12 protein-coding genes are annotated in these 13,806 nt (G+C 74.0%); 7 read left to right on the top strand and 5 right to left on the bottom strand.

What is annotated here, in order from left to right; genetic code table 11:
- Positions 1-56 precede the first annotated feature (56 nt).
- The 3 genes from pdhA to HN031_RS06085 all read left to right on the top strand — a co-directional run bounded on the left by pdhA (position 57) and on the right by HN031_RS06085 (position 3,902).
- A complete protein-coding gene (gene pdhA, locus HN031_RS06095) occupies positions 57-1,130 on the top strand; it encodes a pyruvate dehydrogenase (acetyl-transferring) E1 component subunit alpha (RefSeq protein ID WP_301539456.1) in 1,074 nt (357 codons plus the stop codon).
- Complete coding sequence (locus HN031_RS06090) at positions 1,127-2,119, top strand: alpha-ketoacid dehydrogenase subunit beta (protein WP_172267697.1); 993 nt, start codon at positions 1,127-1,129, stop codon at positions 2,117-2,119. Before pdhA ends, HN031_RS06090 begins: the two co-directional genes overlap by 4 nt.
- 166 nt (positions 2,120-2,285) lie before the next feature.
- On the top strand, positions 2,286-3,902 hold the full coding sequence (locus tag HN031_RS06085) for a dihydrolipoamide acetyltransferase family protein (RefSeq protein ID WP_172267694.1): 1,617 nt from the start codon (positions 2,286-2,288) through the stop codon (positions 3,900-3,902).
- Between the two features lie 126 nt (positions 3,903-4,028).
- Here the strand turns inward: HN031_RS06085 and HN031_RS06080 are convergent, their stop codons facing one another.
- Positions 4,029-4,979 (bottom strand): NAD-dependent epimerase/dehydratase family protein, encoded by a 951-nt coding sequence (locus HN031_RS06080; RefSeq protein WP_172267691.1) that lies wholly within the window; start codon positions 4,977-4,979, stop codon positions 4,029-4,031.
- A gap of 133 nt (positions 4,980-5,112) precedes the next feature.
- Here HN031_RS06080 and HN031_RS06075 point away from each other — a divergent pair, with 133 nt between their 5' ends.
- A complete protein-coding gene (locus HN031_RS06075; protein ID WP_172267688.1) occupies positions 5,113-6,576 on the top strand; it encodes a hypothetical protein in 1,464 nt (487 codons plus the stop codon).
- On the top strand, positions 6,569-7,552 hold the full coding sequence (locus tag HN031_RS06070; RefSeq protein WP_172267685.1) for a hypothetical protein: 984 nt from the start codon (positions 6,569-6,571) through the stop codon (positions 7,550-7,552). The genes HN031_RS06075 and HN031_RS06070 overlap by 8 nt, the downstream gene beginning before the upstream one ends.
- Before the next feature lie 9 nt (positions 7,553-7,561).
- Here the strand turns inward: HN031_RS06070 and HN031_RS06065 are convergent, their stop codons facing one another.
- Together HN031_RS06065 and HN031_RS06060 are read right to left on the bottom strand one after the other, a co-directional pair.
- On the bottom strand, positions 7,562-9,052 hold the full coding sequence (locus tag HN031_RS06065; RefSeq protein ID WP_172267682.1) for a M1 family metallopeptidase: 1,491 nt from the start codon (positions 9,050-9,052) through the stop codon (positions 7,562-7,564).
- Positions 9,053-9,075: 23 nt separating this feature from the next.
- The gene (locus tag HN031_RS06060; RefSeq protein WP_172267679.1) at positions 9,076-9,654 is read right to left on the bottom strand and encodes an RNA polymerase sigma factor; all 579 of its coding nucleotides are present in this window, start codon (positions 9,652-9,654) and stop codon (positions 9,076-9,078) included.
- 20 nt (positions 9,655-9,674) lie between these two features.
- Here HN031_RS06060 and HN031_RS06055 point away from each other — a divergent pair, with 20 nt between their 5' ends.
- Positions 9,675-11,135: a serine/threonine-protein kinase gene (locus tag HN031_RS06055; protein WP_172267676.1), complete on the top strand. Its 1,461-nt coding sequence runs from the start codon at positions 9,675-9,677 to the stop codon at positions 11,133-11,135.
- Positions 11,136-11,144: 9 nt separating this feature from the next.
- Here HN031_RS06055 and HN031_RS06050 read toward each other — a convergent pair whose 3' ends face one another.
- Together HN031_RS06050 and HN031_RS06045 are read right to left on the bottom strand one after the other, a co-directional pair.
- Positions 11,145-11,777 carry a hypothetical protein gene (locus HN031_RS06050; protein ID WP_172267673.1) on the bottom strand — a complete coding sequence of 211 codons (633 nt, stop codon included), beginning with the start codon at positions 11,775-11,777 and terminating at the stop codon, positions 11,145-11,147.
- Positions 11,778-11,822: 45 nt separating this feature from the next.
- Positions 11,823-12,482, bottom strand: coding sequence for a hypothetical protein (locus HN031_RS06045; protein WP_172267670.1), 660 nt, complete (start codon positions 12,480-12,482; stop codon positions 11,823-11,825).
- An 85-nt stretch (positions 12,483-12,567) separates the two neighbouring features.
- Between HN031_RS06045 and HN031_RS06040 the strand changes: the two genes are divergently transcribed.
- Positions 12,568-13,797, top strand: a complete 1,230-nt coding sequence (locus tag HN031_RS06040) for an amidohydrolase family protein (RefSeq protein WP_172267667.1) — start codon at positions 12,568-12,570, stop codon at positions 13,795-13,797.
- Positions 13,798-13,806 lie beyond the last annotated feature (9 nt).

Below are 13,806 nucleotides of genomic sequence, written 5' to 3'. Positions count from 1 at the left end.
ACCTTGCGGAGGTCTTCGGACCCTCCCAGTCCGACGGTGGCCCCGACCTCGTCCAGCTGCTGACGCCCGAGGGCGAGCGCGTCCACCACCCCGAGTTCGACCACGACTTCTCCGCCGAGGAGCTGCGCGGGCTCTACCGCGACATGGTCCTGACCCGGCGCATCGACGTCGAGGCCACCGCGCTCCAGCGCCACGGCGAGCTCGGCATCTGGGCCCAGCTGCTCGGCCAGGAAGCCGCCCAGATCGGCGCCGGCCGCGCGCTGCGCCCGCAGGACTACGTCTTCCCGACCTACCGCGAGCACGGCGTCGCCTACTGCAAGGGCGTCGACCCGCTGCGGCTGCTCGGACTCTTCCGCGGGGTCGACCAGGGCGGCTGGGACCCCAACGAGAACAACTTCGGCCTCTACACGATCGTCATCGGCGCCCAGACGCTCCACGCAACGGGCTACGCCATGGGCATGCAGCGCGACGGCGTCGTCGGCACCGGCGACCCGGAGCGCGACGCTGCCGTGATCGCCCACTTCGGCGACGGCGCGTCCTCGCAGGGCGACGTCAACGAGGCGTTCATCTTCGCCGCGTCCTACAACGCCCCCGTCGTGTTCTTCTGCCAGAACAACCAGTGGGCCATCTCGGAGCCGATCGAGCGCCAGACCCGGATCCCGCTCTACCAGCGAGCGCTGGGCTTCGGCTTCCCGGGCATCCGCGTCGACGGCAACGACGTGCTGGCGACGTACGCGGTCACCAAGGCCGCGCTGCAGCGGGCGCGCGAGGGCAACGGTCCGTCGTTCGTCGAGGCCTACACCTACCGGATGGGGGCGCACACCACGACGGACGACCCGACGCGCTACCGCCTCAACGACGAGCTCGAGCACTGGAAGCTCAAGGACCCGATCGAGCGGCTCAAGGTCTACCTGCGCCGCAACGGCTTGGTCGACCAGGAGTTCTTCGACAGCCTCGACGCCGAGGCCAAGGAGCTGGGCCACCACCTCCGCGAGGGCTGCAAGGCGCTGCCCGACCCCAAGCCGCTGGACCAGTTCGGCTACGTCTTCAGCGAGATGACCGAGGAGATCGCCGCCCAGCGCGACGGCTTCGCGGCCTACCTCGAGTCGTTTGAGGAGTCCCACGCATGAGCACCGCCACCACGCAGAAGATCACCCTCGCCAAGGGCCTCAACATGGGCCTGCGCAAGGCGATGGAGGACGACGACAAGGTCCTGCTGATGGGCGAGGACGTCGGCAAGCTCGGCGGCGTCTTCCGCATCACCGACGGCCTGCAGAAGGACTTCGGCGAGGACCGCGTCATCGACAGCCCCCTCGCGGAGTCCGGCATCGTCGGCACCGCGGTCGGCATGGCGCTGCGCGGCTACCGCCCCGTCGTGGAGATCCAGTTCGACGGCTTCGTCTACCCCGCCTACGACCAGATCGTGTGCCAGGTCGCGAAGTACACCTACCGCTCGCAGGGCAAGGTGAAGATGCCGATCGTCATCCGCATCCCCTTCGGCGGCGGCATCGGCGCGGTCGAGCACCACTCCGAGAGCCCCGAGGCGCAGTTCGCGCACACGCCCGGCCTCAAGGTCGTCGCCTGCTCCAACCCGGTCGACGGCTACTGGATGATCCAGCAGGCCATCGCCCACGACGACCCGGTGATCTTCCTCGAGCCCAAGCGGCAGTACCACGCCGACAAGGCCGAGCTCGACGAGTCGGCCACCCCCGAGCCGCTGTTCACCTCGCGCGTCGTCCGGCCCGGCACCGATGCCACGGTGCTCGCCTACGGCCCGACGGTGAAGACGGCGCTCAAGTGCGCCGAGGCCGCCGAGTCCGAGGGCCGCAGCCTCGAGGTCATCGACCTGCGCACCCTCTCGCCGCTCGACATGGCGCCGGTCTACGAGTCCGTACGCCGCACCGGTCGCTGCGTGGTCACCCACGAGGCCCACGTCAACCTCGGCATGGGCGCCGAGCTCGCGGCCCGGGTCACCGAGCAGTGCTTCTACTCCCTCGAGGCGCCGGTGCTCCGCGTCGGCGCGTTCGACACGCCCTACCCGCCGTCGCGGATCGAGGAGGAGTACCTCCCCGACCTCGACCGGGTGCTCGACGCCGTCGACCGCAGCTTCTCGTACTGATGGGCTCGTTCCGCTTCGCCGTGTCCGCGTCGCTGGGAGACGGCGCCGTCGTCGTCGTTGCGGCGACCTCCCCCGCTGCGCTCCTCCGGGCGCAGCCCTCCTCCTGCAGGCGCCGTCGCGACGCGGACGGCTCACTGGGCCGTGTTCCTGCCCGAAAGGTCATGTGATGTCTGAGTTCCTCCTCCCCGACGTCGGTGAGGGCCTCACCGAGGCCGAGATCGTCGCCTGGAAGGTCAAGGTCGGCGACACTATCGAGATCAACGACGTGGTCGTCGAGATCGAGACCGCGAAGTCGCTCGTCGAGCTGCCCTCGCCGTTCGAGGGCACCGTCCTGGCGCTGCTCGTCCCCGAGGGCGAGACCGTGCCCGTCGGCACGCCGATCATTTCGATCGGTGCTCCCGGCGAGGAGCCGGCGCCCGCGGCCCCGCAGACCGAGTCCGACCCCTACCTCGGCATGGCCCAGAAGGCCGGCGCGGCGGACGGTGCGGCCACGGCTGCCCCGGCCCAGGTCGACGCGGCCGACATCGACCTGTCCAACCCGGCGGCGTCCGGCTCGATGGAGGGCGCCTCGCTGGTCGGCCGGATCAAGGCCGACCGCGGCCCGATGCGCCGGGCCCGCCGCGGCTCCGCGTCGCCCAGCACCGACGCCGGCGCGCAGACGCAGATGCAGGTGCAGGGCGCCTTCGCGCCCGGCGGCGCCCAGTCCGACGAGGTCATGCCCGCCGACGAGTCCCCGGTGCCCGCCGTCGACCAGCGACGTGCGGCACCGCCGGCGCCCGCCGAGGCGCTGGTCCCGGCGGCCGCGCAGGTCGAGCCCAGCGTCGTACGCGCGCTGGCGAAGCCGCCGGTCCGCAAGCTGGCCAAGGACCTCGGCGTCGACCTCACCACCCTGACCGGCTCCGGCCCGTCGGGCTCGATCACGCGCGACGACGTCCAGGGCGCCGGCTCGCGCGGCGGCTCTGCCGGCGGTGCGAGTGGGGGTGCTGAGTCCGCGGCGGCCGCGTTCAGTGGCGCGGACGCCCCCGGTGCGTCCTACGGCGGCTCGACCCAGCGTGGGCTGTCCGGCGCGGCGTCGGGCGAGCGGGAGACCCGCGAGCCCATCAAGGGCGTGCGCAAGATGATGGCGGCGGCGATGAGCCAGTCGGCCTTCACCAGCCCGCACGTCACCGAGTGGATCACCGTCGACGTGACGGCGGCGATGCAGCTGGTGGCCCGGCTCAAGAAGCGCCCGGAGCTCCGGGACGTCCGGGTCAGCCCGCTGCTGGTCCTGGCTCGGGCGGTCATCCTGGCGATGCAGCGCACGCCGGAGATCAACTCGGTCTGGGACGAGGCGGCGCAGGAGGTCGTCTACAAGCACTACGTCAACCTCGGCATCGCGGCCGCCACGCCGCGCGGCCTGGTGGTGCCCAACGTCAAGGACGCCGACTCCCTGTCGATGACCGAGCTGGCGGCCGCGCTCGGCGAGCTCACCGCCACGGCCCGCGAGGGCCGGACGCAGCCGGCGGAGATGGCGGGCGGCACGTTCACCATCACCAACGTCGGCGTCTTCGGCGTCGACGCCGGGACCCCGATCATCAACCCCGGCGAGTCCGCGATCCTGTGCTTCGGCGCGATCAACAAGCGCCCGTGGGTCGACGAGGAGACCGGCGAGATCGTGGTCCGCGACGTCACCACGCTGGCGCTGTCCTTCGACCACCGCCACATCGACGGCGAGAAGGGCTCGCGCTTCCTCGCCGACGTCGCTGGCATCCTCCGGGACCCCGGCACGGCGCTGCTCTTCTGACCGACCACTACACGTGACCGGGCACTTCGTGCCCGTCCGGCCCCCCGACCGGGCACTTCCTGCCGCACCACGGGCACGAAGTGCCCGGTCGGCGCCGAGGACGGGCACGAAGTGCCCGGTCGCGGGTCAGCGGGCGTGCCAGGCCACCAGGACCTCCGCCTCCCGCTCGGCCGACAAGGCCGTGACGGGCGAGTCGAGGCAGCCGGGGGCGGTCTCGGCGACCGGTCGCAGCCGCAGCCCGGCGGCGACGGCCGGGGCGGGGTCGTGCGCCAGCATCCCGTCGTACTCAGGACGCGGCAGCCACAGCGGCAGCGACCCCTCGCCCGCCCAGGGCGCGACCCCCTGCGCCTCGAGGAACGCGGTGTCGACCCACGTCAGCCCGGGGGAGGCGTCAGCCACGCCCGAGGCCGCCTCGGTGAGCATCCGCTCCAGGGGCATCGGCGTCCCGACGGCGTCGTAGGTGCCGGTGGTGCGGGCCTCGGCGAGGTCGAGCACCCACGCCGCGAGGTCGCGCACGTCGATGACCTGCACCACGTCGGCGGGCGCGCCGGGGGCGAGCACCTCGCCGCCGCGGGCCAGGCGCTGGGGCCAGTAGGCGAAGCGTCCGGTCGGGTCTCCGGGGCCGACGATGAGCCCCGGGCGTACGACGACCGACGAGGCGGCCCGTGACTGCACGAGCTGCTCACAGGCCACCTTCATGCCGCCGTAGGCCTCCGGGTCGACGGCCAGGTCGACGTCGTCGGTGATCGGCTCGAGCAGCGGCTCCATGGCAGCGGAGGAGCTGTCGGCGTAGACGCTGATCGTCGAGACGAAGACCCAGTGCGCGTCGCGCGTGGCCGCGACGGCGCTGCGCACCTGGGACGGCAGCCGGGCGACGTCGACGACGGCGTCCCACCCGCCTTCGGCCAGGGCGGCGGGCGGCTCGTCCGCACGGTCCCACGGCAGGTGCGTGGCGCCGTCGGGCACCGGCCCGGACTCGCCGCGGCACGCGCAGGTGACGTCCCACTCCCTCGTCACGGCCTGGACGGCCACCTCGCGGGACAGGAACCGGGTGCCGCCGAGGACGAGGAGCTTCATGGCCCACACTCCAGCGGGCCGCGGGTCGGGCGGCAAGGGGCTTTCGCTGTGAGCGGAACGGACGAGCGCTTTGTCAGCGAGGTGGTCGCGCTGCGACAATGACCGCCTCGGATCGTGTGTGAGAGGAGCGGGCATGTCCCTCGATGCCGCGACGGCGTCCTCCGGCGAGCCCACCACCGCAGCCCTGCTCGCGCGGGCGCAGCAGGTCGCCGACCAGCTGCAGAGCGAGGCCAGGCAGGAGGCGGAGCGGCTGACCGCCGACCTCGCCCGGCTGCGCGAGGAGGCCCGCCAGCTCCGTGCGGAGGCCGAGCGCGACCGCGCCGAGGCGGGCCGGGCGCGCCGGCAGGCCGAGGAGGTGCTGGCCGGCGCCTCGGAGGAGGCGGCGACGATCGTCGTCGACGCCAACGAGCAGGCAGCCCTGCTGATGAGCTCCGCCTCCGACGCCCGCGACCAGCAGGTGGAGGCGGCCCGCATCGAGGGCGACAAGCTGCGCGCCCAGGCCCGCGACGACGCGGTCGCGCTCCGCGCCGAGTCGCAGGAGCTGCGCGACACCGCGGCCACCGAGAAGTCCATGCTCCTCGTGGCCGCCCGCGCCGAGGCCCACGACACCGTCGACGCCGCCCAGCGGACCGCCGTCCGCCTGGTGGAGGAGGCACGGTCCGCCGGCCAGCAGCACCTCACCTCCGCGACCGCCGAGGCCGAGTCGCTGCGTGCCAGCGCGTCCACGGAGTCCGCCCGGATGCGCGACGAGGCGGCGCTGCACGTCGAGGAGCTGCGGCGCACGACCGGCGCCGAGGTCGACCGAATGCGCCAGGTCGCCGAGCAGACCCTCGCCGCGGCCCGGGCCGAGAGCGAGGAGAAGCTGCGCCAGGCCGCCGAGCAGACCGAGTGGGCGACGCGCACGGTCGAGTCGGTGCTGGCCGGCGCGGCCACCGAGGCCGACGCCATCCGGCGCGCCGGGCACGCCGAGGTCGGCGCCCACGCCCGGCTCGTACGCCGTCGCCTGCAGGGCGTGATCTCCGCCGTCGCCGGCCGGATGGCCCTCGCGATCGCGGAGATCCAGCAGCGCGCCGATGACATCACGCAGGTGGCCGCCCTCGCCGCGGGCGAGCTCGAGAGCGACGCCCGCGCCACCCTCCAGCGGGCCGAGGCGGAGGCCGCGCGGATCATCGCCGACGCGACCGACGAGTCCGAGCGCGCGGTCGAGCGCCTCGAGCGCCGCCGGGCCGAGGCCGAGTCCGGTGCCGCCAGCCTGCGTGCCCTCGTGGCCCAGGAGGTCACCCGCACCCGGGCCGAGGCCGCCGAGCAGCGGCGCAGCGCGCGCGAGGAGTCGGTCGCCCTCGTCGCCGAGGGCCGGGCCGAGGCCGACCGGCTGCGCGACGGTGCCCGTCGCGCCGTCGAGCGCGCCCGCGCCGAGATCACCGAGCTGCAGGGCCGGCGCGACCGCATCGCGGCCGAGCTCGGCCAGCTCTCCGGCGTGATCGAGGCGCTCTCCGTCCCCGAGCGCCAGCAGCCGCCCGACGGCCCCGTGGCCGTCTCGCCCGACCCGTCCCCGGACCCCCACGCCCCCACCCACCAGGAGACCCCCGATGCCTGAAGAGATGTTCACGACGGTGCGCCGCGGCTACGACCCGGCCGAGGTCGAACGCGCCGTGACCCAGGCGCAGGGCGAGGTCGCCGACCTGCGCCGCCGGCTCGAGGCCGCCGAGGCGGCCGCGGAGGCCGCCCGCCAGGAGGCCGTCACCTCCCGGGACGCCCTGGTCGCCCAGCAGCAGCAGGAGCCGGAGGCGCCGGGGTTCGAGCACCTCGGCGAGCGGGTCGGGCAGATCCTGTCCCTCGCCGAGGCGGAGGCCGCCGACATCCGTGACCGCGTGGTGGGCGAGGTCGAGGCGCTCCGCAAGGAGGCCGAGGCCGAGGCCGGCGCCGTGCGCGCGGACGCCGACCGCTACGCCGACGAGACCCGTCGCGACGCCGACGCCGAGGCCGCCCGCGTGCTCTCGGACGCGCGTACGGCAGCCGAGTCCGAGCGCGACGCCGCCGAGCGCGACGCGTCCGCCCGCCGCGCGGAGGCCGAGGCGCTCCACGAGGACGCGCGCGCGAAGGCTGCCCAGTCCGCCGCCGACTTCGAGACCACGCTGGCCGAGCGCCGGCAGAAGGCCACCTCGGAGTTCCAGGCCCAGCAGGCCGCCACTCAGGCCGAGCTCGACGCGATGGCCGCGCGCAACCGCGACACCGAGGCCGCGATGGAGCGCAGCCGCGCCGAGGCCGAGGCCCGCATCGCCCGGATGCTCTCCGACGCCGAGGAGCGCTCGACGACGATGGTCGCCGAGGCCCGCGCCACCGCCGACCGGGTGCGCTCGGAGTCCGAGCGCGAGCTCGCCGCGGCCGCCCAGCGGCGCGACAGCATCAACGCCCAGCTGTCCAACGTCCGCCAGATGCTCGCCACGCTCACCGGCACTGTCCCCGGCGTGGCGCTGCCCGAGCCGGCCGCGGAGCCGGCGGTCTCGGAGCCGGAGGCCGCCGAGGCGCCGGAGGAGCAGGCCGAGGAGCAGCCCGAGCAGCAGGCCAAGTAGCACTGAGCGCTAGGCGCCCGGCACGCCCGGCCGCGGCGTCGTGCGGCCGGTGATCCAGCGGTCGAAGAAGGCCGACAGCTCGAGGCCGGTCTCGTCCTCCCAGTGGGCGTAGATCTGCTCGCGGGACGCGGAGGTGTTGTCGTTCTCGCTCAGCCACGAGCGGGCGACCCGGTAGAACTCGTCGTCGCCGAGCGCCCGGCGCAGCTCGTTCCACATCAGGGCGGGCGTGTAGTAGATGTTGGAGCTGCCGAACTGCCGCGGGTCGTAGTCGCCGGGCGGTCCGTACGCGTCGCGCAGCTGCTGGTCGGACGCGCGGGCGCTGCGCAGGCTGGCGTCGAGCGGCTGGCCCTCGTGCTCGTCCTGGTAGATCCACTGCATCAGCATCGTCATGCCCTCGTTGAGCCACACGTCGCGCCAGTCCGACGGCGAGACCTGGTCGCCGTACCACTGGTGCACGATCTCGTGGGCGACGACCTCGGGCGACAGGACGTACTCGTTGTTGCCGAGCGTGACCATGGTCTGGGTCTCCATCGCGCTCTGCGACGCGGTCACCACCAGGCCGAGCGAGTCGAAGGGGTAGTCGCCCAGCCGGGACTCGACCCAGTCGACGGTGGCAGCCGCCGTCTGCACCTGGTCGACGCGCTGCACCATCCCGCGCGGCGTCCAGTAGGCGACCTCCATGCCGTCGTCGGTGGAGTTGCTGCTGTGGGCGTAGTCGCCGATCGCGAGGGTGACGAGGTAGGACGAGGCCGGCTCGACGAGCTGCCACGACGTCGTCGTGCGGTCCTCCTCGACCGTGTGCTCGGTGAGCCGGCCGTTGGCGACGCCGGTCCACGGGGACGGCGCGTGGACGGTGATGTCGTAGAGCGCCTTGTCGGCCGGCTGGTCGTTGACCGGATACCAGGTGTAGGCGCCGAACGGCTCCTGCATCGTCCACACCTCGCCGGTGTCGGTGACGGTGAACCCGGTGGTCGAGAAGTCGCTGCGCGTCGTCGGGGCGGGTGCCGGCCGCGGCGTGCCGGCGTAGGACACGACGAGCTCGTGGCGGCCGTCGGCCTCGAGCGGCGCGCGGACGACGAGGTCCTTGCCGCGGTGCGCCGTGCGCACCACCTCACCGTCGAGGGTCACCTCGCCGACCTCGAGCGGCGCGCCGAGGTCGAGCTGGAAGCGCGGGGCTGCTCGCGTCGCGCGGAAGGTGATCGTCGCCTCGCCCGTCAGCCGGGACCCGTCGGGGTCCCAGGCGAGGTCGAGGCCGTAGTGCAGCGCGTCGACGCTGGGGTCGCCGGCCTGGGGGTAGACGCTGTCCTCGACCGGCTCGGAGAGCGCGAGGTCGAGGTCCGGCTCGACCCGGTCGACGACCGTGGGCGCCGACGCCGGCGCCACCGAACCGTCCTCGCCGGCGGCCGCCCGCGACGGGCTCGGCGTCACGAGCTCGTCGGAGACCTCGGTTCCCGACGAGCAACCGGCGAGCAGCACGGTCGACAGGGCGGTCGACAGCACGGTCGACAGGGCGCCCGGACGTGTCACCGATCGCCCCGGAGCAGGGGCCGGGCCAGCTTGCGGCCGTGGTGGATCTGCGCCTTGACCGTGCCCAGCGGGGCGTCGACCAGCGTGGCGATCTCGTCGTAGGGCAGGCCGTAGACGTCGCGCAGCAGCAGCGGCTCGACGAACTGCGGGTGGTCGCGCTCGATGGTCTCCATCGCGTCGAGCAGGTCGAGCCGGGTGCCGGCGATCACGCTCGTGGTGCGCGGGTCGGGACGGTCGTGGGCGCCGTCCTCGAAGTCGGTGGGGGTGGCGAGGTTCTTCATCCGGCGGTACGTCGTCCGCGCGCTGTTGACGGCCACGATGTGCAGCCAGGTCGTGAAGCGTCCGCGACCGCCCCAGGAGTCGATCTTGGTGGCGACGTTGAGCATCGCCTCCTGGCACGCGTCCTCGGCGTCACCGGAGTAGGGCAGCACCCCGCGGCAGATGTTCAGCACGCGTGGACGGACCGCCGAGAGCAGCCGCTCGAGCGCATCACGGTCCCCGTCGCGCGCGTGTCGCGCCAGGTCGTCGATGTCGTCCGGCGACAGCGCGCCGCCCTCGTCCCCGGAATAGCTCACCCCTGCACGATAATGCCCGGGTGTCCGCTCCCTCTCGTCTCGGTCGGTACCCGGTGCGGCGCCGCATCGGGTCAGGGGCGTTCGCGACCGTGTGGCTCGCCTACGACGAGCACCTCGACTGCCCGGTGGCGATCAAGGTGCTGGCCGACAACTGGAGCGGCGACCTGCACATCCGCCAGCGGTTCCTCGAGGAGGGGCGCTTCCTGCGCAAGGTCGAGTCGCCCCACGTCGTGCCCGTCTACGACGCGGGGGAGCTGGCCGACGACCGTCCCTACCTCGTGATGGCGTACGCCGACCAGGGCACGCTGGCCGACCGCCTCGAGCTCTCGGCCCTCGAGCCCTCGCAGGCGCTGACCGTCATCGAGCAGGTCGGACGCGGCCTGACCGCGCTGCACGACCGCGGGGTGCTCCACCGCGACGTCAAGCCGGCCAACGTGCTGTTCCGCACCGTCGACAACGGCCGCGGCTCGCGCGTGCTGGCGATGCTCGGCGACCTCGGGCTCGGCAAGGCGATGGACATGTCGTCACGGCTCACCATGGTCGGCGGCACCCCGACCTACGTCGCCCCCGAGCAGGCGCTGGGGGAGGGCCTGGACCCGCGGGCCGACCAGTTCTCCCTGGCCGCTCTGAGCTACTACCTCCTCGCCGGCCGGCAGCCCTACCACCACACCAGCCTGGCCGCCGCGGAGGACCCCCCGCCCCCGCCGCCGATGGAGATCGACAACCCCGACGCCGAGGCCGTCGTGCGCAGGGGACTGGCCAAGGACCGCCGCGACCGGTTCGAGGACGTCGAGGCGTTCACGGCCGCCCTGGCCGCCACGATGGGGGGACGTGTCGACGAGCTGCCGCAGGCCTGGGTCCCGACCGACCCCGACCTCACGCAGGCAGCCCCGCGAACCGACGTGACCGACCGCGACGAGGACGCGCCGGCCGACCCGGCCCCGTCGCGGCGGCGCTGGCCGTGGCTGGTCGCCGCGGTGGTGGCGCTCTCCCTGGGCGCCGGCGCCGGCTGGGGTCTCGAGCAGGCGATGACCTCCGAGCGCAGGCTCACCGACAGCACCGGCACGATCTTCGTCACCGTCCCGGACGACTGGACGGCGCAGGTCGACCCCCAGCAGTGGGTCCCGCTCGAGGGTCAGCGCGAGCACCCGGCGCTCGCCAGCGGTAGCAAGGACGGCTGGAACACCGACGAGGACCCGGCGCCCGGCGTCTTCATCGGGATCCTCGCGGGTGACAAGCTGCCGTCCCGGGTGCCCCAGCACCCGACTTGCGAGGAGACCGGGTCGCTCATCGAGGACCAGCGCGACGGCCGCGACTCCATGCAGGTCACCTTCACCGGCTGCCCGGGCGTCGACGTCATCATCGAGCGCGTCGTGCAGCTGACGTCCAACCGGTTGCTCTGGGTGCAGGTGCGCAGCACGGACCGGCCGACCGCCAACCGGGTGCTGGCCTCGGTGGACACCCAGGGGATGGGCCTCTGACCGCCGCGGTCAGCCCAGCTCGATCCCCGCGGCGACGCGGTCGACCAGGTCGGCCATCCCCGGTGAGTCGACGATGCGGCCGGTCACCGCGACCTCGACCTGCGCGTTGTCCGACCCGGTCAGGTCGAGCCACCTGAGGTAGCCGCTGCGCAGGTGGTTGCTGGCGACGAAGCGGAAGTGGAGCCCGGCGGTGCCCTGGTCCAGCACCTCGAAGTTCTCCTCGTCCTCGTCGAGCTCGTCGATGCGCCGGTCGAGGGTCCAGTCGATCGAGCGCCGGTTGCTCAGCACCTGCTCCACCCGCAGCAGGTAGCCGAAGGACGGCTGGCCCGGCGGGCGCCACTGCCACTCGTTGAGTGAGTTCTCGGTGAAGTCCCAGCCCTCGGGCACGGGCACCGTCATCCGGAAGCTGCCGCTGCCGACCTGCTGGCGCACGAGCGGGACGCCCGGCTCGAGGGGCGGGTAGGCCGGGTCCGGCAGCAGCTCGGGCACCGGGTCGACGGGCAGGCTGGGCGACGCGGCGGCCACCGGCTGCGCGGGCCGGTCCCCGCCGAGGTCCCGGCGGAGCCCCCAGGACGCGCCGAACCCGCCGACGGCGCCGACCAGCACCAGCAGCGCGAGCACAGCGACCCCCCGCGACCTCACGACGCGACCCTAGGGCACCGCTCAGGGCACCGCTCAGGGCAGCGCTCAGGGCAGCGGGATCTCTGTGGCGCCCGCCCCGCCCATGCCGTCGCCGACCCGGCGGATCAGGTCCTCGGCGCCCTCGACGTCGACCTCGCGACCGTGCACCACGATCTCGACGTCGGCCTGGCCGCTCATGTCGAGGTCGAGCCACCGCATGAAGCTGTGCCGCGCGTTGCCCTCGTTGCTGCGGTAGGTGTACTCGAGGGTGTCGGCCCCGCGCTCGATGATCACGACGTCCTCCTGCTCGTCGCGCAGCCGCTCGATCCGGATGTCGATCGCGTCCTCGATGGTGATGTCCTGGCTGTTGATCTGCTCGATGCGCATCACGTAGGTGTTGTTGGACGTGCCCGGCTTCTTCCACTTCCACTCGTTGCTCGCGTTGGCGTTGGTGGTCCAGCCGACGGGGGCGGGGAAGGTGATCTCGAACTTGCCGGAGCCGAGTGTGGCGGGCTTCATCGCGATGCCCGGCAGGAGCGCGGGATCGTCGGGGTCCGTCTCGTAGGGCCTCGGTGCCTCGACCGGCATGTCCGGGCGCGAGGCCGGGACGGGCGAGGGCACCCCCTCGCCGAGCGTGGCGTCGCGGGTCTGGGCGGACGCGGCGAAGCCGCTCCCGGCGCCGATCGCCAGGAGCGCGACCAGCACTGCAGGCCCCCGCCAGTTCACGGGTGCAGTATCCCGGGCCGGAGCCGGTCTGGTCCACCGGCCTCGACAGGTGCGGTCCGCGCCCGTCAGGCGGACCATCGGGAGGATGGGCCAGCGGTGGGCGCTCCGGGTCGCGAGGGCGTACGACGGCGAGCGCTTCCGCCGGGACGGCGCGACCGTCGTCGTGGACGGCGACCGCATCGCGGGCGTCGAGCCGGCCGCGTTCTCGCCGCCCGGCGACGTGCCCGTCACCGACCTCGACGGCACCCTCCTGCCGGGGCTGGTCGACTGCCACGTCCACCTGGTCGCCGCGGGCGCGTTCCCCGGCGCGCAGGGGAGCCTGGAGTGGGCGGGGACCGCGGACCCCGCCTCGGTGGACCTCGTCGTCACCGCCGCGCTGGAGGACCACGTCGCTGCCGGCGTGACGACCGTGCGCGACCTGGGTGACGCCGGCTTCCGGGTGCTGGCGCACCGGGGCCGCCATCCCGAGAGGCTGCCCCGGGTGGTGGCCGCCGGCCCGCCCCTCACCACCCCCGCCGGGCACTGCCACTTCCTGGGCGGCGCGGTCGACCCGGACGACCCGGTCGCGCTGGACCGCGCCGTCGCGGACCGCGTCGAGCGCGGTGTCGACCTGGTCAAGGTGATGGCGAGCGGCGGCTTCCTGACGCCGGGCAGCGACCAGCTCGGCGCCCAGTTCGAGGTGGCGCCGCTGCGGCACCTGGTCGACGCCGCCCACACCGCGGGACTGCGGGTGGTGGCCCACACGCACTCGGTCACGGGCGCCGAGGTCGCGCTCGACGCCGGCGTCGACGGCCTCGAGCACTTCACCTGCCTGGCGCCCGGCGGCGTGCACGCCCCGGCCGAGCTCCTCGACCGGGTGGCGTCGGCAGGCGTGACGGTCGACCCGACGCTCGGCCACGACGCCGCCCGGTTCCCACCCGTCTCCCAGATGCCGCCGCACGTCCTGGAGATGCTCACCCGCATCGGGATCACCGACCGCGACGCCCACTTCGCGCAGGTCGCGCGCGGCTCGCTCCGGCTGCGTGAGCACGGCGTGCGCGTGGTGTCGGGGCTGGACGCCGGGGCGATGCCCGCCAAGCCGCACGGACACCTGTGGCGCTCGGTCGCCGCGCTCGTCGAGGGCGGCTGGCCCGTCGACGAGGCGCTCGCGACGGCGACCTCCGCGGCGGCCGACGACTGCGGCGTGGACGCCGGGCGCCTCGCCACCGGGCGCCTCGCCGACCTCCTCGTCGTGGACGGCGACGTGGCGACCGACGTGGCGGCCCTCGGCCGGCCGGTCGCCGTCTGGCTCGGCGGGGTCGCCGTCGGGACGTGAGCCACACCT

The sequence above is a fragment of the Nocardioides sp. zg-1308 genome (genome assembly GCF_013155375.1).
Taxonomy (GTDB): domain Bacteria; phylum Actinomycetota; class Actinomycetes; order Propionibacteriales; family Nocardioidaceae; genus Nocardioides; species Nocardioides renjunii.
The sequence above is the reverse complement of the archived record's forward strand: the minus strand, read 5'-3'. Positions and strand labels throughout refer to the sequence as shown.

Coding starts and splice junctions, on each gene's coding strand:
- HN031_RS06090 (WP_172267697.1), top strand. CDS start 1,127: ATGAGCACCGCCACCACGCAGAAGATCACCCTCGCCAAGGGCCTCAAC.
- HN031_RS06085 (WP_172267694.1), top strand. CDS start 2,286: ATGTCTGAGTTCCTCCTCCCCGACGTCGGTGAGGGCCTCACCGAGGCC.
- HN031_RS06080 (WP_172267691.1), bottom strand. CDS start 4,979: ATGAAGCTCCTCGTCCTCGGCGGCACCCGGTTCCTGTCCCGCGAGGTG.
- HN031_RS06075 (WP_172267688.1), top strand. CDS start 5,113: ATGTCCCTCGATGCCGCGACGGCGTCCTCCGGCGAGCCCACCACCGCA.
- HN031_RS06070 (WP_172267685.1), top strand. CDS start 6,569: ATGCCTGAAGAGATGTTCACGACGGTGCGCCGCGGCTACGACCCGGCC.
- HN031_RS06040 (WP_172267667.1), top strand. CDS start 12,568: ATGGGCCAGCGGTGGGCGCTCCGGGTCGCGAGGGCGTACGACGGCGAG.